The sequence below is a fragment of the Pseudomonas sp. LY-1 genome (genome assembly GCF_053502595.1).
Genome location: NZ_CP094353.1, coordinates 3,896,886 through 3,913,727, shown reverse-complemented (window position 1 = coordinate 3,913,727; position 16,842 = coordinate 3,896,886). Strand labels below are relative to the sequence as shown.

The following is a 16,842-nucleotide window of genomic DNA, read 5'->3' as shown; positions in this document are numbered from 1 at the left end:
TCGTTGAGCGGGCGGCATTTTAAACACAATGGCGAGGTTTCGGGGGGTTGGAGCACAACGTGCTGGGAAACGTCTGATTGGCAGCGATTCATGCTCAAAATACGCTTTGGTACGCCTGACATCAGGCAAAAAATCCTCAGTCATCGACATAAACTGGAAAAAAAGCCTGGAGGTGCCCATGAACGGTTTTGCGAGCGCAGTGAATCACACCGCAACGGATCAGCTCGCCGGTGATCAAATCGAGCAGGACGAGTGGCGCGACGCCCTGGCCTCGCTGGTGGCCAACGCCGGCCCGGCGCGGGCGCGGCAGATCCTCGACGTGCTGGCCCGTGAAGGTGGCGCCCCGCACATCGACTGGAAACCCCGTCACGGCACCCCGTATATCAATAGCATCAGCGTCGAGCAGCAGCCGGCGTTTCCCGGCGACCTGGCCACCGAAGAACGCCTGGCCTCGCTGGTGCGCTGGAACGCCCTGGCCATGGTGGTGCGCGCCAACCAGGCGTATGGCGAACTCGGCGGTCATATCGCCAGCTACGCCAGCGCGGCGGATTTGTTCGAAGTGGGCTTCAATCACTTTTTCCGTGCCCGCCACGACGGCTTTGGCGGCGACCTGGTGTTCTACCAGCCGCATTCCGCGCCGGGCATTTATGCGCGGGCGTTCCTGGAGGGGCGCCTGAGCGAGCAGGACCTGGCGCACTACCGGCAGGAAATCGGCGGGGCCAAGGTCGGCGCGCGCGGTTTGTCGAGTTACCCGCACCCGTGGTTGATGCCGGACTTCTGGCAGTTTCCCACCGGCTCCATGGGCATCGGCCCGATCAGCTCGATTTTCCAGGCGCGCTTTATGCGTTACCTGCAGCACCGCGGCTTGCAGGACACCACCGAGCGCCACGTCTGGGGCGTATTCGGCGACGGCGAAATGGACGAGCCGGAAAGCATGTCGGCCCTGACCCTGGCCGCCCGCGAAGGCCTGGACAACCTGACCTGGGTGGTCAACTGCAACCTGCAACGCCTCGACGGCCCGGTGCGTGGCAATGGGCGGATCATCGATGAGCTGGAGGCGTTGTTCGGCGGCGCCGGCTGGAACGTGATCAAGCTGGTGTGGGGCTCGGACTGGGACGCCTTGCTCGCCAAGGACAGCGACGGCGCCCTGGTCAATACGCTGTCGCAGACCGTGGACGGGCAGTTCCAGACCTTCGCCGCCAAGGACGGCGCCTACAACCGCGAGCACTTCTTCGGCCAGAGCGCGTCCCTGGCCAGGCTGGTCGAGGGCATGAGCGACGAACAGATCGACCGCCTCAAGCGCGGCGGCCACGACATGGTCAAGATCCACGCCGCCTACCACGCGGCGCGGCGGGTCAAGGGCAAGCCCACGGTGATCCTGGCCCAGACCAAAAAAGGCTTCGGCATGGGCGAAGCCGGGCAGGGCAAGATGACCACCCACCAGCAGAAGAAACTCGATCGCGAGGCGCTGATCGCCTTCCGCAATCGTTTCCAGTTGCCGCTGACGGATGAGCAGACCGAGTCGTTGAGTTTCTTCAAACCGGCCGCTGACAGCCTGGAGTTGCGCTACCTGCATCAACGGCGCAACGCCCTGGGCGGCTATGTGCCCAGTCGCTGCCAGGCCGCCGCGCCGGTCAGTGTGCCGCCTCTGGCCGGTTACGCCGGCTTCGCCACGGCTGCCGCGGGTAAGGAGATGTCCACCACCATGGCCTTCGTGCGTATGCTCACCAACCTGCTCAAGGACAAGCACCTGGGGCCACGCATCGTGCCGATCGTCGCCGACGAGGCGCGTACCTTCGGCATGGCCAACCTGTTCAAGCAGATCGGCATCTACTCCAGCGTCGGCCAACGCTACGAGCCGGAAGATATCGGCTCGATCCTCAGCTACCGCGAAGCCACCGACGGGCAGATCCTCGAAGAGGGCATCAGCGAAGCCAGCGCCATCAGCTCCTGGGTCGCGGCGGCCACCAGCTATTCGGTGCATGGCCTGCGCATGTTGCCGTTCTACATCTATTACTCGATGTTCGGCTTTCAGCGCGTGGGCGACCTGATCTGGGCCGCCGCCGACCAGCGCGCCCGTGGCTTCCTGCTGGGCGCCACTGCCGGCCGCACCACCCTTGGCGGCGAGGGCCTGCAGCATCAGGACGGCAGCAGCCACCTAAGCGCCGCCAGCGTCCCCAACTGCCGTGCCTACGACCCGGCGTTCGCCGGGGAGTTTGCGGTGATCCTCGACCACGGCATGCGCCAGATGCTGGAGCATGATGTCGACGAGTTCTACTACGTGACCCTGATGAACGAAAACTACCCGCAGCCGAGCCTGCCCGAGGGGGTGGAAGCGGCGATCATCAAAGGTATGTACCGCTTGCAGGGCGCGCCTGACGCCCAGGTGCGCCTGCTCGGTTCGGGTACGCTGGTGCGTGAAGCCCAGGCGGCTGCGCAGCTATTGGCGGACGATTGGCAGGTGGCGAGTGAGGTCTACAGCGTGACCAGCTTCAGCGAACTGGCACGGCAGGCGCGGGAGGTGGAGCGTTGGAATCGCTTGCATCCGCAGGCGATCCAGCGCGTCAGTCATGTGAATGATTGCCTGCCCAAGGGCGCCCCGGTGGTTGCGGTGTCGGACTACGTGCGGGCGGTGCCGCAGATGATTGCTTCGTACCTGGATTCCCCCTACACCGTGCTCGGCACCGACGGTTTCGGGCGCAGCGATACACGGGCGGCGTTGCGGGATTTTTTTGAGGTGGATCGCCATCACCTGGTGTTGGCGGCGCTAACGGCATTGGCGGAGCAGGGCAGTCTGGATCGGCAGGTATGCCAGCAGGCGATTGAACGCTATGGCCTCCAGGCGGAGCGTGCAGCGTCCTGGACCTAAATGTGGGAGGGGGCTTGCCCCCGATTGCGCCGGGTCAGTGCCCCATAAGCTGACTGACACACTGCTATCGGGGCAAGCCCCCTCCCACATCATTTAGAGCGTGGCGATCAGGGCTGGCCCAAAGGCCTCTTTCAGGAACACGGGGGCGATATACCGCTGGTAATGCGCCTCGGACAGCAGGAAAAACTCGCGATCAATTCCATCGCGCAAATCCGCCAGGCTGTGCTCGCGAAACTCCGGCAGCAACACCAGGCCATATGCATCCAGCCTGGTAATCACCCGCGCACCCCGGGCAATCAACTGGTAGGCCCAGCAATACGGCGACTGATGCGGCATAAAGCGAATCTTGCGGCTTTCCAGTTGCTGGCGCAGGCGTTGTGGGTCGAACACGTCCAGCTTGGAGGCCATCACCTGCACCAGCAGTTGCTCAAGGCGCAGCCACACCGCCTGTTTTTCCTCGGCGTTGTAGCCATTCCACTGGATGACTTCATGGTGATAACGCTTGCACCCGCGGCAGACCAGATCACCGTAAACGGTGGAGCACAGGCCGACGCAGGGGGTCTTGATGGTTTGATTGGGCATAAAAAAACATCGACAGGTGAAACAACACGGCCCCTGAAGGGGCCGTTTTTTTCAATCAATCCCAGCTCAACGCACCGCCAGTCTGGTACTCGATCACACGGGTCTCAAAGAAGTTCTTCTCTTTCTTCAAGTCCATGATCTCGCTCATCCATGGGAACGGGTTAGTCGTCCCTGGATACTCTTCCTTCAAACCGATCTGCGACAGACGACGGTTAGCGATGAACTTGAGGTAGTCCTCCATCATCGCCGCGTTCATGCCGAGTACACCGCGTGGCATGGTGTCGCGCGCGTATTCGATCTCCAGTTGGGTCCCTTGCAGGATCATCTGGGTCGCTTCTTCCTTCATCTCGGCGTCCCACAGGTGTGGGTTTTCGATTTTGATCTGGTTGATCACGTCGATGCCGAAGTTCAGGTGCATCGACTCGTCGCGCAGGATGTACTGGAACTGCTCGGCCACGCCGGTCATTTTGTTGCGCCGGCCCATGGAGAGGATCTGGGTGAAACCGCAATAGAAGAAGATGCCTTCCAATACGCAGTAGTAGGCGACCAGGTTGCGCAGCAGTTCTTTGTCGGTGTCGACGGTGCCGGTTTCGAATTTCGGGTCGGAGATGGAGCGCGTGTATTTGAGGCCCCAGGCGGCTTTTTTCGCGACCGATGGGATCTCGTGGTACATGTTGAAGATTTCGCCTTCATCCATGGCCAGCGATTCGATGCAGTACTGGTAGGCGTGGGTGTGGATCGCCTCTTCGAAGGCCTGGCGCAGGATGTACTGGCGGCACTCCGGGTTGGTGATCAGGCGGTACACGGCCAGGACCAGGTTGTTGGCGACCAGCGAGTCGGCGGTGGAGAAGAAGCCGAGGTTGCGCATGACGATGCGGCGTTCGTCGTCGGTCAGGCCTTCGGGGTTTTTCCACAGCGCGATGTCGGCGGTCATGTTGACCTCTTGCGGCATCCAGTGGTTGGCGCAGCCGTCGAGGTATTTCTGCCAGGCCCAGTCGTACTTGAAGGGCACGAGCTGGTTGAGGTCGGCGCGGCAGTTGATCATGCGCTTTTCGTCGACAGCGACGCGGGCGGAGGCGCCTTCGAGCTCGGCGAGGCCTTCGGCGATGTCGAGTTTGTCGAGGGCAGCCTTGGCGCGGATGATCGCGGCGGAGTCGTTGGCGGTGACGGCGCGGGCTTCGATGGCGGCAGCGGCGCCGGCACCGTCGAGGCGGTCCATGTTGGCTTCGGTGGCGTGGCCGGCGTTGGCGCCTCTGATCACCGCTGCACCGGTGTCTTCGTTGTCGACTTCATCCCAACTCAGCATTGAAATACTCCTTCCTGGTCTGTGCTGACGGTGTGTGAACCCGTCCAAAAATAAGTGATTTGCAGGCTTCAAGGCATTGAAATACTGCGCATAGTATGGTCAGCGTTTTACGAGTTCGCACACTATGTAGTGGTTGTTTGTTGGTGTGGGCACACTATATGGGGTGTGATCAGCATGGTCAACGGACAACGTGTGCGGTTTTAGGTCGCTGCCAGGCACACCTGTGGTGGCAAAGCCTGGGTTCACTGGCCTTTGATGCCCGTATGAACGCCCCGTTGAAAAGAACGTGGTGTCTCGCCGCGATATTAATTAGAATTAATCTCATTTGAGACTCAATCGCGCTGCGCAGGTTGCTTGCCATGAATGATGCTGTTGTCCCTTCGCACGCCGCCGAACCGACGTTGTCGAGCCTGTATCGCGACCATCGCAGTTGGCTGGAAAGCTGGCTGCGGCGGCGCCTGGGCAATGCCTGGGATGCGGCTGACCTGAGCCAGGACACTTTCGTGCGGGTGCTCGCCAGTGCCCAGCCGCTCGCGCAGATGCAGGAACCGCGGGCCTATCTGGTGACGGTGGGCAAGCGCCTGCTGGTCAATTTTCATCAGCGCCGCAGCCTTGAGCAGGCTTATCTGACCGCACTCGGCAACCTGCCGCCAGCCTGCGTGCCATCTCCCGAGCAGCGCTGGCTGGTGTTGGAAACCCTGCAAGCCCTGGATGAATTGCTCGACGGCTTGCCTGCACTGGTGCGCCGGGCGTTTCTTTGGAGTCAGCTGGAGGGCCTGGGCTATCGAGAGATTGCCGAGCGGCTTGAGGTGTCGGAGCGCACGGTCAAGCGTTACATGGCGCAAGCCTATGAACATTGCCTGCTGGTGGACCTGTGAACCGTGAGGTTGCGCGAACGGCCGCGCAATGGCTTGCGCTGCTGGAGTCGGGGGCGGCCACTGAACGCGATCATGCTGCGTTGCAGCACTGGCGCGACAGTCATCCGCAGCACGAACACACTTGGCAGAAAGCCCAGGCCCTGCGCCAGCGCTTCAGCGCGCTGCCCCAGGCGTTGGCGATGGCCAGCCTCGACCGCCCGCAAGTGGGGCGGCGGGCGTTGCTCAAGCGTGCGTTGGGCGTGGCGGCGCTGGTGCCGACGGCCTGGTTGATCAGTCGCCAGTTACCTATAGATAGTTGGCGCGCCGACCTGCACACCGCCACCGGCGAGCGCAGGCGCCTGCCGTTGGCCGAGGGCGGCAGCCTGCAACTGAATACCGCCACGGCCGTGGATGTGGACCCGGCGCAACGGCGCATCACGCTGGTGGACGGCGAACTGGCACTGAACGTGCCGGGCGCACACGCGATGACGCTACGCACGCGCTACGGCGAGGTGCGGGTCAGTCAGGCCGAGGTGTGCGTGCGCCAACTGGCTGCCGGCTGCCGGGTGTCGGTGCTCAAGGGCCGCGTGCAGGTGCGCGACGTGAACGGGCAACTGGCGACGTTGCAGGACGGCCAGCAAGCGCCATTGAGCGCCGGCGGGCTCGGTGCGCGGGTGCCGTTCGATGTGTTGCAACTGGGCTGGCGCGACGGCGTGCTGACCGCACAGAACCAGGCGCTGGGGGATTTCCTGCGTGAGCTTGCGCGCTATCGCCCAGGCGTGTTGCGCTGGGCGCCGAACCTGGAGACGTTGCGGGTGACGGGCAGTTTTCGCCTGGATGACACCGACCGCATCCTCAGCCTGCTGGCCTCGAGTCTAGGATTCGAGGTGCAGGCGCGGACGCGGTATTGGGTCACACTCACTTGAAGACACTGGCGATCAAAAATGTGGCAGTTGTTTTGTTTCGTTTCGACGGAAGGTTTCAGACACTGGGGCCCAGCAGGCTGACGGCTTCGCGTGGTTGCAAGGCCGGCCCACGCATGTTTACGTGGTTTCGAGCGGAGAAAGCTGTAGCGGGGAGGGCAAGCTGTTGATCGACTGTTGGCGGTGAAACAGCTTTGATATGCCCATATGGAATAAACAAATAGTTATATATTCCTTTTAATGTTTTTGTGGGTGGCGCACTTTGAGGCTCTGCACATTCGTGCAGATCGACCTAACAGCCAAAAGGAAAGCCGACATGACCATTAAAGCGATCAACGTGCGTAATCAGTTCAAGGGCGTGATCAAGGAGATTCTGCTGGGGGAAGTGGTGTCGGAAATCGACGTGCAGACCGCGTCCGGCATCGTTACTTCAGTGATCACCACGCGCTCGGTGCGTGACCTGGAGTTGAAGGTGGGCAGTGAAGTGATTGCCTTTGTGAAATCGACTGAAGTTTCCATCGCCAAACTCTAAAGACTTGCGTAATTCACTGTAGGCGCCCGCTTGCTGGCGATGGCGGCGCTGTTGACGCCGAGGCTCTGGTCGCCGGCGTTCTGGCTGGCAACTACGCCGCAGAGGGACTCGAAGTCCTGGCTGAGTCGAACCTGTCGGAGTATTCAAAGGGTGCATGGTTTTTATGAGCGTTGGTGCAGGGTATAAAATGAGATAAATGCCTGGAACTTAGTGAGGGGGCGCTGCAGGTAGTCAAACAGTTTGGGAGTGTCGTTGTGGGTTTCGACCTTCTTACTGTTGGCGCTGTTTTTGAACCGCGTATGGAGCTGCGTACCGATCTTGGGTGGAAGGGGGCAAGGGCATTGGTCGCGCGTATTCTTTAGTGTTTGAGTTTCAGGCGTGCAGTCGAAATATATTGTTATCAAACGATAATGACGGTAAATAGATAAGTCTGACAGTTGAATGCTTTTTGCTTTGCTAGTGTTTTCCGATCAAGGCATTCATCTATACAGGGAAGTTAAGTCGATAATATCATACTAACGACCCCCTATAAAGAAAATGGAGCGGACAAAGTAGCCGCGATAAGCGGGGCACGTCATTAACTTCAAGACGAATACGATCTCGATAAAAACCCAGGAATCAAATACGGAAGGGGTGAAGAAAATCGCGCATTTCCAGTCTTTTTCCAATGTGACTACGGTTGAACGAGGGCAAAGTTTTATCCAGGGTAATGATGAGAACCATATGTTCACGCTCAACGGTCAACTCTGGCTGGCGTGTTTCGCCCACCGGTGATTTATCCGTTGATACGAGCGGCGATACGCCGTGGAATAGCCGCGCACTTGTCTTCAACAATGCCTTTTCCAGCGATACGGAGGATGATCGGGCACGACCAATGTTCATCACCAACGACGGTGTGACTATGGTGATAAATGCGCCACGCCAAGCGGGCTCATCCATCCGGACTGTGCAGGTGAGCAGCATGAAAGTTGAAACTGGTCATCCTCAAACCTGACGCACGCCCAAGGGTGGGCCAACACCATCGAACGACTGGCTCCGGGAAGGAGCCAGTCAGTTTTAACGGGTGAGCAAGCTGCGTTCCATCCGCTGCAGACCCTCTTCCAGCAACGCCCGCGGGCAGCCGAAGTTCAGGCGCACGAACTGCTGGCAGTCATCGCCGAATTCGATCCCCGCGCTCAAACCGACCTTGGCCTGTTCCAGGAAGAACTGTTGCGGGTCGTCCAGGCCCAGGGCGCTGCAATCCAGCCACGCCAGAAAGGTGCCTTGAGGCGCATGCATGACCACGCCGGGCAGGCGGGTTGTTACCGCGTCGAGCAGGTAGTCGCGGTTGGCCTGCAAGTACTGCAGCAATGCCTCGAGCCAGTCGCTGCATTGGCTGTAGGCCGCGCGGGTGGCTTCCAGGCCCAGGGGGCTGACGCTGTCGACCATGCCGCAACGCGCCTGGTTGAAGCGCTCGCGCATCTCGGCGTTTTGCACTACGGCAAAACAGGTCTTCAGGCCGGCCACGTTGTAGGCCTTGCTCGCGGACATCAGCGTGATGGTGCGCTGGGCGATTTCCGGGCTGAGGCTGGCGGTGGGGATGTGGCGACGGCCGTCGAAGCACAGCTCGGCGTGGATTTCATCGCTGATGATCAGCGCGCCCTGTTCCAGGCAGGCATTGGCCACTGCGAGCAGTTCTTCGCGGGGGAAGACTTTGCCCACCGGGTTGTGCGGGTTGCTCAGCAATAATGCGCCGGCCCCTGTCAGCGCCTGGCGCAGCAGCGGCATCGGCGTGATGTACTGCGCGTTGACCAGCTTGAACGGCACTTCGATGCGCGGCAGGTTCCAGTTTCCGGGCGCCAGGCGAATCGGCCGATAGTTGGGGGTTTGCAGCACCACCGCTTGGCCGGGCTGTACGAAGGCATGCAGCGCCATATTGAAACCGGGTTCTACTCCGGGCAGAAACAGCAATTCGTCCGGCTGCACGCGCCAGGCGTATTTGGCCCACAGGTCGGCAACGATGGCCGCGCGCACGTCCGGGCCGGCCACGCTGTAGCCGAGAATCTGCTGGTCGAGGCGCTGGTGCAGGGCTTGAAGCACGGCGGGTGGCGCGGCGATGTCCATGTCGGCGATCCACATCGGCAACACGTCGGGCGGGTAACGGTTCCACTTGGTGCTGCCGGTGCCGAGGCGGGGATGGATCGTGTCGAAATCAAAGCTCATGGGGAGGCTCGTGTCGGAGAGTCAGGTGAAGAATGGCGCCGATTCTAGCGCCATTGGCCGTCGAGGCCAGCGCTGAATCGTTCCGTGACCGACAGGTTCTGTCATAAAAACGCCACTGCGCTGGGGATTGCATCCAAGTCGGGCTATTTTGGTGCATCTCAATAACCCGAGTAGCCAAGGATGAAATACCAACCCTTCAGCCGTACTTTGATTGCCACTGCGCTGGTATTGACGGTCAGCGGCGTGCAAGCCGCCTCCCAGGCCCCGGTGGCCGGTGAAAATGGCATGGTGGTAACGGCCCAGCATCTGGCCACGCATGTCGGCGTAGATGTGCTCAAGGCCGGCGGCAACGCGGTGGATGCCGCCGTGGCCGTGGGCTACGCGTTGGCAGTGGTGTACCCGGCGGCGGGTAACCTGGGCGGCGGCGGCTTCATGACCGTGCAACTGGCCGACGGGCGCAAGACCTTCCTCGACTTCCGCGAAAAAGCCCCGCTGGCCGCCACCGCCGACATGTACCTGGACAAGGCCGGCAACGTCGTCGAAGGCCTGAGCGCCAAGGGCCACCTGGCCGTCGGCGTCCCCGGCACCGTGTCCGGCATGGAGCTGGCCCTGAGCAAATACGGCACCCTCAAGCGCGCCCAGGTGATTGCCCCGGCGATCAAGCTGGCGGAAAACGGCTTCGCGCTGGAGCAGGGTGATATCGACCTGCTGCACACCGCCACCGGCGAGTTCGAAAAAGACAAGGACCTGCGCGCAATCTTCCTGCACAACGGCCAGCCGTTGCAGGTCGGCCAGAAGCTGGTGCAGAAAGACCTGGCCAAGACCCTCAAGGAAATCTCCGCCAAGGGCAGCGACGGTTTCTATAAAGGCTGGGTCGCCAAGGCGTTGGTGGATTCCAGCCAGGCCGGCAAGGGCATCATCACCCAGGCCGACCTCGACAAGTACAAGACCCGTGAACTGGCGCCCATCGAGTGCGACTATCGGGGCTACCACGTGGTCTCGGCACCGCCGCCGAGCTCCGGTGGCGTGGTGATCTGCCAGATCATGAACATCCTCGAAGGCTACCCGATGGCCGACCTGGGCTACCACTCGGCCCAGGGCCTGCACTACCAGATTGAAGCCATGCGCCACGCGTATGTGGATCGCAACAGCTACCTCGGCGATCCGGACTTCGTAAAGAACCCGATCGAACACCTGCTGGACAAAAACTACGCCACGAAACTGCGGGACGCCATCGAGCCGAACAAGGCCGGCGACTCCCAGGCGATCAAACCGGGCGTAGCGCCCCATGAAGGCAACAACACCACCCACTATTCCATCGTCGACAAGTGGGGCAACGCGGTCTCGGTGACATACACCCTCAATGACTGGTTCGGTGCCGGCGTGATGGCGAGCAAGACCGGGGTGATCCTCAACGATGAAATGGACGATTTCACCGTCAAGGTCGGCGTGCCGAACATGTACGGCCTGGTCCAGGGTGAAGCCAACGCCATCGCACCAGGCAAGGCGCCGCTGTCGTCGATGAGCCCGACCATCGTGACCAAGGATGGCAAGGCGGTGATGGTGGTCGGCACGCCGGGCGGCAGTCGCATCATTACCGCGACCTTGCTGACGATTCTCAACGTCATCGATTACAAGATGAACATCCAGGAGGCCGTCGACGCGCCGCGTTTCCACCAGCAGTGGATGCCGGACACCACCAACCTCGAGACCTTCGCGGTCAGCCCGGATACGCAGAAGATCCTTGAGAGCTGGGGCCACAAGTTTGCCGGGCCACAGGATGCCAACCACTTGGCGGCGATCCTGGTGGGCGCGCCGTCCCTGGACGGCAAGCCGGTCGGCAACAACCGTTTCTATGGGGCCAACGACCCGCGTCGCAATACCGGCCTGTCCCTGGGCTACTAAGCGCCGCAACTCACTGTAGGAGCGAGCTTGCTCGCGAAGAGCGTCAACGATAACGCGGGCATTCTGGATTAACGCGGTGTTCTTGCGTTTTTCGCGAGCAAGCTCGCTCCTACAGTATCTGTTTGACGGCTGCGAAGGCTTTGGCGCGGCGTTCTTCCCAATTTCCCCTGATCACCACCAGGGCCTGGCGATGCTGCTGCATCCAATCCAGGCTGTGCTGGAAAAACGCCTGGCGGTCGGCCAGTTCCGGCTGGCAACGCTGGCCGTCGGCGGTCCATTCCACGTCGTCGGGGGACAGCAGCAGGTGCAGGTCGTAGTGGCGGGCCAGCAGTTCGTCGTCAAGCCATGTCGGATAGTCGCCGAACAGGGTCTGGCTCCAGAGTCTGTTGGTCAGCAGGTGCGTGTCGAGGATCAGCAGCGCAGGGCGCTCGGCGCGGGCGGCATCTTCCCAGGCCAGTTGTCCACGGGCGATGGCCGGGATGTCGGCCAGCGTGGTGTCGCGCTGATGGTGGTCGATGAAGTGCCGCACGTACTCGCCCACCATCAGCCCGCCGAACTGCATTTGCAACTGCGCGGCCAACCAGCTTTTACCGCTGGATTCGGGGCCGGCCAGGACCACCACCTTCATGCGCGCAACGCCGCGTCGGCACGCCATTCGCGCCAGCCTTGCACGGCGATCGCGGTGAACAGCGCATAGAGCGCGGCGGTGAGGTAGAGGCCTTTATAGAGGAACAGCCCGACGAAAATCACATCCACGACAATCCACAATGGCCAGCACTGCACGCGCTTTTGCGCCATCCACATCTGCGCCACCAGGCTGAAGCCGGTGAGGGCGGCGTCGAGCCAGGGTTGGGCGGCGTCGGTCCAGTGAGCCATGGCGGCGCCGAGCAACAGGCTGCCGACCGCGCCGATAGCCAGGCTGGTAAGGATTGCGGACCAGCCCAGGCTGGTGACTTGGCGACCTGGCTTGATGTCCCCGGCGCGTCGGGTCCACTGCCACCAGCCGTAGACTTGCAGGGCGGCGTAGACCACCTGCAACAGCATGTCGGAATAGAGTTTCACGTCGTAGAACACCCAGGTGTAGAGCAGCACCATCACCAGGCCGATGGGCCAGCACCAGGGGTTTTGTTTGACCGTCAGCCAGACAGCGATCACCCCCAGCGCGGCGGCGAACAGTTCAAGCCCGGACATGGTGGTTCCTTGGGAGAGAGGGAAAGGGCGGGGATTGTAACCAATCTTCAAAACACAGGAAGGCAAATGTGGGAGGGAGCAAGCCCCCTCCCACAGTTTGAGTGGCGTCAGACTTTGAATTGACGCAGCAGGCCGTCGAGCTGCTCGCTCAACCCGCGCAAGTGTGCGCTGGCCACGCTGGACTGTTCGGCCGCCACTGCCGTGTTGTGGGACAACCCGGCGGCCTGGGTCACGTTCTGGTTGATGTCCTCGACCACGTGGGCCTGTTGCAGGGTGGCGCTGGCGATCGAGGCATTCAGGCCATTGAGGTTGCGCAGGGCCTGGCCGATGGCAGTGAGGCTGGCCCCGGCCTGGCCGGCCTGTTCGATGGTCAGTTGCGACGCGCTGTGGCTGTCGCTGATGACCTTGACCGCCGCTTCCGAGTGACCTTGCAGACGCTCGATCATGACCTGGATTTCAGCAGTGGATTTCTGCGTGCGTTGGGCCAGCAGCCGCACTTCGTCCGCCACCACCGCAAACCCGCGGCCTTGCTCACCGGCACGCGCGGCTTCGATGGCGGCGTTGAGGGCGAGCAGGTTGGTCTGGTCAGCGATGGAGCGGATCACTTCGAGCACGCCACCGATCTGCGTGCTTTCGCTCGACAGGGTGCGAATCACTTCCACGGCCTGGCTGATGGTGGTGGACAGTTGGTCGATCTGCTGCAAGCTGCTGTCGATGTTCACTTGGCCTTGCTCGGCCTGGGCCTGGGCATCGCGCATTTCGCTGGCGGCATGCTCGGCGTTCTTGGCCACGTCCTGCACTCCGTAGGTGACTTCATTGATCGCGGTGGCCACCAGTTCCATCTGTTGCGACTGTTGCTGGCTGCGGTCGTGGGCCTGGCTGGCGTTGTTGCCCAGCTCAGTGGAGGACTGGCCCAGCGCATTGGCGCACATCTGCAACTGGCCGACGACGTGGCGCAGCTTGGCGGTGAAGCTGTTGAAGTGCTGGGACAGTTGAGTGACTTCGTCGCGGCCATGGGTGTCGAGGCTGCGCGTCAGGTCGCTCTCGCCGCTGGCGATACTGGCCATGGCATTCACGGCGGCCTGCAGCGGGCGCACGATGCTGCGCACAATCAACGAGACCAGCAGGGCCATGACCACGGCGATGCCCAGGCCGACACCCGAGGCTTTCCACACTTGCGCGTTGAATTCGGCTTGCACGTCATCCACATACACGCCGGAGCCGATGATCCAGCCCCACGGTTCGAACAACTGGATATACGAGGTTTTTTCTATCGGCGTATCGGCACCCGGCTTCGGCCAGCGGTAATTGACGATACCGGCACCCTTGGCCTTGGCCAGGCTCACGAACTCGTTGAATATCGCAAAGCCGTCCGGGTCGCGAATCGACGAGAGGTTCTGGCCGTCGAGCTTGGGGTTGGCCGGGTGCATGATCATCACCGGCGTCAGGTCGTTGATCCAGAAATATTCGTCTTTGTTATAGCGCAGGCCGCGCACCGCGCTCAGGGCTTGTTTTTGTGCCGCTTCACGGGGCATGACGCCGCTGGTTTCGAGGCTGTGATAAAACGTCAGGATTCCACTGGCGGTCTGTACGACGTGTCGGGTCTGCAGGCTTTTGGCTTCATAGAGGTCGTCATGGATCTGTTTGAGCATCAGCAAACCCAGGGCCAACAGCATCAACACGGCAACTACCAGGATCAACCAGAGACGGCGGCTGATCGACATATTGCGTAAACTGTTCATCGTCCTGTCACTCCGTGCTTTTTATAATTGTCGGCGCTGCATCGACTTTTACGCCTTGTCTGATAGGCTTTCGGCCTGAAATCGAAAAACCTGAGTACTGCCTGATTTTTCACGGAATTTTTGCAGACCGGCGTTGATTATCAGCACCGGGCCTTTTTGTGCGCTCGTCGTCAGTGAACCATTAAAAAGACTAACGAGGCTTGTCTTAGAACAAGACCTTTGGGGGACGTATGGATTTGTGGACCGCCGCACAGGCGTTGATACTCGGCGTGGTAGAAGGGCTGACGGAGTTTTTGCCGATCTCCAGTACCGGCCACCAGATTATCGTCGCCGATTTGCTCGACTTTGGTGGCGAACGCGCCATGGCGTTCAACATCATCATTCAGCTCGGTGCGATTCTGGCGGTGGTCTGGGAGTTTCGCCGCAAGATCCTCGACGTGGTGACCGGTTTGCCGACCCAGCGCAATGCGCAGCGCTTTACCGTCAACCTGCTGATCGCATTCCTGCCGGCCGTGGTGCTGGGGGTGATTTTCGCTGACCTGATTCACCATTACCTGTTCAACCCGATCACCGTCGCCACGGCGTTGGTGGTGGGCGGCATCGTGATGTTGTGGGCCGAGCGGCGCGAGCATGAAGTGCATGCCGAGAGCGTCGATGAGATCAGCTGGAAGGACGCGCTCAAGGTCGGTTTTGCCCAGTGCCTGGCGATGATCCCGGGCACCTCGCGCTCGGGCTCGACCATTATCGGCGGCCTGCTGTTCGGCCTGTCGCGTAAGGCTGCCACCGAGTTTTCGTTCTTCCTGGCCATGCCGACCATGGTCGGTGCGGCGGTGTATTCGGGCTACAAGTACCGCGACCTGTTCCAGCCGGCTGACCTGCCGGTGTTTGCCATCGGGTTTGTCACCTCGTTCATCTTCGCGATGATTGCGGTCAAGGGCCTGCTCAAGTTCATCGCCAGCCATAGCTATGCGGCATTTGCCTGGTATCGGATTGCATTCGGCTTGCTGATCCTGGCGACCTGGCAGTTCGGCTGGATCGATTGGTCTGCGGCCAAGGCATGATGATTCAGCACCCACGCCTGAAGGCGCTGATCTTTGCGCTGTTGTGCGCGGCGCCGTTATTGGGCTCGGTATTGGTGTGGCATCGCGGCGAGACCGTGCTGCCGCTGGCGGTCTATGGCGTGGTCAGCGTGATTGCGTTTTTGCTGTACTGGAGCGACAAGCACAAGGCGCGCACCGACGCTCGGCGCATTCCCGAAAACATCCTGCACGCCGTCGAGCTGGCGGGCGGATGGCCGGGGGCGCTGATTGCCCAGCAGGTGTTCCGGCACAAGACGCGCAAGGTCTCGTATCAGGTGCTGTTCTGGGCAATCGTGCTGTTGCATCAGGTGTTCTGGCTTGACCAGTTGTTCCTCAGCGGCACGCTGGGGTCAGTCCTCTAGCAACAACCCGATCTGCGTGCGCTTGGGCAACTTGCTCACCACCAACTGGTGAGAGCGCTGCAACAGGCCACGCAACTCCTCGGTGCCCAGCGGGTAGGGCGTGTTCATGATGATCCACTGCGCGCGCGCCAGGTACGGCGCCGGGTGGATGCCCGGGCGGTCCACATGGCCGAGGAACAGTTCCTTGTCGACCTTGAACGCCAACGAGTCACCCCGCAGGTTCTGCAAGGCGAACATCTTGTTGCCGGCAATCGAAAACACTCGCACGCCACCCCATTTATAGTCTTCCCGCGCGCCGGGCAGGCTCAGGCAGAAGTGCGCGACTTGTTCTTCGGTCATGCTCATAACAGGCGGTCTCCACAGCTTTTAAAACCTTCTTCCAGGTAATCGATCCACGCGCGAATCGCCGGCAGCACGCCACGGCGATGCGGGTACACGGCCTGCAACCAGCCCCCCGGCAGCGACCATTGCGGCAGCAGTTGCACCAGTTGGCCGCTGGCCAGTTCTTCTTCGCAATACATCATCGGCAGCACGGTGAAGCCCAGGCCCTTGAGTGCGCTGGCTTTGCGCACGATGAAATCATCGATGCCCAGGCGGGCTTCCATCACCAGGTCTTCGGCGTTGCCTTGGGGGTCGAGCAGGCGCAGGTGGACCATGCGGTCGGCTTCCAGGGCGCCGAGTACCGGCAATTGTTTGAGGTCGTCGAGGTTGTCGACCTGTCGGCCGCGCATGAAGTCCGGGCTGGCGACCAGCAGCGTCTGGGCCTGGCGCAGGCGCTTGGTGACCAGCAGCGGGTCTTCATCGCCGAGCTCGCGCACACGCAACGCCACGTCAATGCCTTCGGCCACCAGGTCGACGCGGCGGTTGACCAGGGTCATTTCCAGCTGCACCTGGGGGTGGGCGGCGAGAAACCCGGCGACCAGCTCCGGCAGGATGTGCTGGGCCATGCCCACCGGGCAACTGACCCGCAGCCGCCCGCGGGGTTCGCTGGACATGCTGGCCACGGCTTCATCGGCCATTTCCGCTTCCAGCAGCATCGCCTGGCAATGGCGCAGGTAACGCTCGCCGACGGCGGTCAGGGTCAGTTGCCGGGTGGTGCGCTGCAGCAGGCGCGCGCCAAGGCGTTCTTCCAGCTCGGCGATCCGCCGCGACAGGCGTGACTTGGGAATCCCCAGCAGGCGCCCGGCCGCCGCGAAGCCGCCGGCTTCCACGACTTTGGCGAAATAGTAGAGGTCATTGAGGTCTTGCATGCTCGGCCTATTGTCCTGTCAGTAGGACGAACTATCGCATTT

Annotated in this window: 16 protein-coding genes; 7 read left to right on the top strand and 9 right to left on the bottom strand. The window is 61.5% G+C overall.

Features of this window, described 5'->3' with window-relative positions:
* Positions 1–178: 178 nt before the first annotated feature.
* The gene (mdeB, locus tag MOQ67_RS17815; protein ID WP_198717832.1) at positions 179–2,869 is read left to right on the top strand and encodes an alpha-ketoglutarate dehydrogenase; all 2,691 of its coding nucleotides are present in this window, start codon (positions 179–181) and stop codon (positions 2,867–2,869) included.
* Between the two features lie 93 nt (positions 2,870–2,962).
* Here the strand turns inward: mdeB and MOQ67_RS17810 are convergent, their stop codons facing one another.
* Positions 2,963–3,451: a DUF1289 domain-containing protein gene (locus tag MOQ67_RS17810; protein ID WP_017848468.1), complete on the bottom strand. Its 489-nt coding sequence runs from the start codon at positions 3,449–3,451 to the stop codon at positions 2,963–2,965.
* 55 nt (positions 3,452–3,506) lie between these two features.
* Positions 3,507–4,757 (bottom strand): ribonucleotide-diphosphate reductase subunit beta, encoded by a 1,251-nt coding sequence (locus MOQ67_RS17805; protein ID WP_079443666.1) that lies wholly within the window; start codon positions 4,755–4,757, stop codon positions 3,507–3,509.
* Positions 4,758–5,116: 359 nt separating this feature from the next.
* Here MOQ67_RS17805 and MOQ67_RS17800 point away from each other — a divergent pair, with 359 nt between their 5' ends.
* The 3 genes from MOQ67_RS17800 (at position 5,117) to MOQ67_RS17790 (ending at position 7,069) form a co-directional block, all read left to right on the top strand.
* Complete coding sequence (locus MOQ67_RS17800; RefSeq protein ID WP_017847246.1) at positions 5,117–5,635, top strand: sigma-70 family RNA polymerase sigma factor; 519 nt, start codon at positions 5,117–5,119, stop codon at positions 5,633–5,635.
* Positions 5,632–6,540 carry a FecR domain-containing protein gene (locus MOQ67_RS17795; RefSeq protein WP_104903077.1) on the top strand — a complete coding sequence of 303 codons (909 nt, stop codon included), beginning with the start codon at positions 5,632–5,634 and terminating at the stop codon, positions 6,538–6,540. Before MOQ67_RS17800 ends, MOQ67_RS17795 begins: the two co-directional genes overlap by 4 nt.
* Before the next feature lie 313 nt (positions 6,541–6,853).
* Entirely contained in the window at positions 6,854–7,069 is a 216-nt protein-coding gene (locus tag MOQ67_RS17790; RefSeq protein WP_003173733.1) for a TOBE domain-containing protein, read from the top strand.
* 618 nt (positions 7,070–7,687) lie between these two features.
* Here MOQ67_RS17790 and MOQ67_RS17785 read toward each other — a convergent pair.
* A complete protein-coding gene (locus MOQ67_RS17785) occupies positions 7,688–8,032 on the bottom strand; it encodes a hypothetical protein (protein ID WP_198717696.1) in 345 nt (114 codons plus the stop codon).
* Between the two features lie 93 nt (positions 8,033–8,125).
* The gene (locus MOQ67_RS17780; protein ID WP_198717697.1) at positions 8,126–9,271 is read right to left on the bottom strand and encodes a MalY/PatB family protein; all 1,146 of its coding nucleotides are present in this window, start codon (positions 9,269–9,271) and stop codon (positions 8,126–8,128) included.
* 180 nt (positions 9,272–9,451) lie between these two features.
* On the opposite strand from MOQ67_RS17780, the gene ggt reads away from it, so the two are divergent.
* The gene (ggt, locus tag MOQ67_RS17775) at positions 9,452–11,176 is read left to right on the top strand and encodes a gamma-glutamyltransferase (protein WP_017847249.1); all 1,725 of its coding nucleotides are present in this window, start codon (positions 9,452–9,454) and stop codon (positions 11,174–11,176) included.
* A 109-nt stretch (positions 11,177–11,285) separates the two neighbouring features.
* Here ggt and MOQ67_RS17770 read toward each other — a convergent pair whose 3' ends face one another.
* From MOQ67_RS17770 to MOQ67_RS17760, 3 genes are all read right to left on the bottom strand, one after another.
* Positions 11,286–11,804, bottom strand: coding sequence for an AAA family ATPase (locus MOQ67_RS17770; protein ID WP_102618900.1), 519 nt, complete (start codon positions 11,802–11,804; stop codon positions 11,286–11,288).
* Entirely contained in the window at positions 11,801–12,367 is a 567-nt protein-coding gene (gene pnuC / locus MOQ67_RS17765; RefSeq protein WP_017847251.1) for a nicotinamide riboside transporter PnuC, read from the bottom strand. Before pnuC ends, MOQ67_RS17770 begins: the two co-directional genes overlap by 4 nt.
* A 107-nt stretch (positions 12,368–12,474) precedes the next feature.
* The gene (locus tag MOQ67_RS17760) at positions 12,475–14,109 is read right to left on the bottom strand and encodes a methyl-accepting chemotaxis protein (protein WP_102618901.1); all 1,635 of its coding nucleotides are present in this window, start codon (positions 14,107–14,109) and stop codon (positions 12,475–12,477) included.
* A gap of 230 nt (positions 14,110–14,339) precedes the next feature.
* On the opposite strand from MOQ67_RS17760, the gene MOQ67_RS17755 reads away from it, so the two are divergent.
* A complete protein-coding gene (locus tag MOQ67_RS17755; protein WP_046486484.1) occupies positions 14,340–15,170 on the top strand; it encodes an undecaprenyl-diphosphate phosphatase in 831 nt (276 codons plus the stop codon).
* Positions 15,167–15,550 carry a DUF1294 domain-containing protein gene (locus MOQ67_RS17750; RefSeq protein ID WP_198717698.1) on the top strand — a complete coding sequence of 128 codons (384 nt, stop codon included), beginning with the start codon at positions 15,167–15,169 and terminating at the stop codon, positions 15,548–15,550. Before MOQ67_RS17755 ends, MOQ67_RS17750 begins: the two co-directional genes overlap by 4 nt.
* Here MOQ67_RS17750 and MOQ67_RS17745 read toward each other — a convergent pair.
* Positions 15,539–15,895 (bottom strand): MmcQ/YjbR family DNA-binding protein, encoded by a 357-nt coding sequence (locus MOQ67_RS17745; RefSeq protein WP_017847255.1) that lies wholly within the window; start codon positions 15,893–15,895, stop codon positions 15,539–15,541. The two genes, MOQ67_RS17750 and MOQ67_RS17745, sit on opposite strands and share 12 nt — an antisense overlap.
* Positions 15,892–16,800, bottom strand: coding sequence for a LysR substrate-binding domain-containing protein (locus tag MOQ67_RS17740; RefSeq protein WP_017847256.1), 909 nt, complete (start codon positions 16,798–16,800; stop codon positions 15,892–15,894). The genes MOQ67_RS17745 and MOQ67_RS17740 overlap by 4 nt, the downstream gene beginning before the upstream one ends.
* Between the last annotated feature and the right edge of the window lie 42 nt (positions 16,801–16,842).

Excerpts from the sequence above, each read along its gene's own strand:
- mdeB (WP_198717832.1), top strand. The coding sequence starts at position 179 with ATGAACGGTTTTGCGAGCGCAGTGAATCACACCGCAACGGATCAGCTC.
- MOQ67_RS17810 (WP_017848468.1), bottom strand. The coding sequence starts at position 3,451 with ATGCCCAATCAAACCATCAAGACCCCCTGCGTCGGCCTGTGCTCCACC.
- MOQ67_RS17805 (WP_079443666.1), bottom strand. The coding sequence starts at position 4,757 with ATGCTGAGTTGGGATGAAGTCGACAACGAAGACACCGGTGCAGCGGTG.
- MOQ67_RS17800 (WP_017847246.1), top strand. The coding sequence starts at position 5,117 with ATGAATGATGCTGTTGTCCCTTCGCACGCCGCCGAACCGACGTTGTCG.
- MOQ67_RS17790 (WP_003173733.1), top strand. The coding sequence starts at position 6,854 with ATGACCATTAAAGCGATCAACGTGCGTAATCAGTTCAAGGGCGTGATC.
- MOQ67_RS17785 (WP_198717696.1), bottom strand. The coding sequence starts at position 8,032 with ATGCTGCTCACCTGCACAGTCCGGATGGATGAGCCCGCTTGGCGTGGC.
- MOQ67_RS17780 (WP_198717697.1), bottom strand. The coding sequence starts at position 9,271 with ATGAGCTTTGATTTCGACACGATCCATCCCCGCCTCGGCACCGGCAGC.
- ggt (WP_017847249.1), top strand. The coding sequence starts at position 9,452 with ATGAAATACCAACCCTTCAGCCGTACTTTGATTGCCACTGCGCTGGTA.
- MOQ67_RS17770 (WP_102618900.1), bottom strand. The coding sequence starts at position 11,804 with ATGAAGGTGGTGGTCCTGGCCGGCCCCGAATCCAGCGGTAAAAGCTGG.
- pnuC (WP_017847251.1), bottom strand. The coding sequence starts at position 12,367 with ATGTCCGGGCTTGAACTGTTCGCCGCCGCGCTGGGGGTGATCGCTGTC.
- MOQ67_RS17760 (WP_102618901.1), bottom strand. The coding sequence starts at position 14,109 with ATGAACAGTTTACGCAATATGTCGATCAGCCGCCGTCTCTGGTTGATC.
- MOQ67_RS17755 (WP_046486484.1), top strand. The coding sequence starts at position 14,340 with ATGGATTTGTGGACCGCCGCACAGGCGTTGATACTCGGCGTGGTAGAA.
- MOQ67_RS17750 (WP_198717698.1), top strand. The coding sequence starts at position 15,167 with ATGATGATTCAGCACCCACGCCTGAAGGCGCTGATCTTTGCGCTGTTG.
- MOQ67_RS17745 (WP_017847255.1), bottom strand. The coding sequence starts at position 15,895 with ATGAGCATGACCGAAGAACAAGTCGCGCACTTCTGCCTGAGCCTGCCC.
- MOQ67_RS17740 (WP_017847256.1), bottom strand. The coding sequence starts at position 16,800 with ATGCAAGACCTCAATGACCTCTACTATTTCGCCAAAGTCGTGGAAGCC.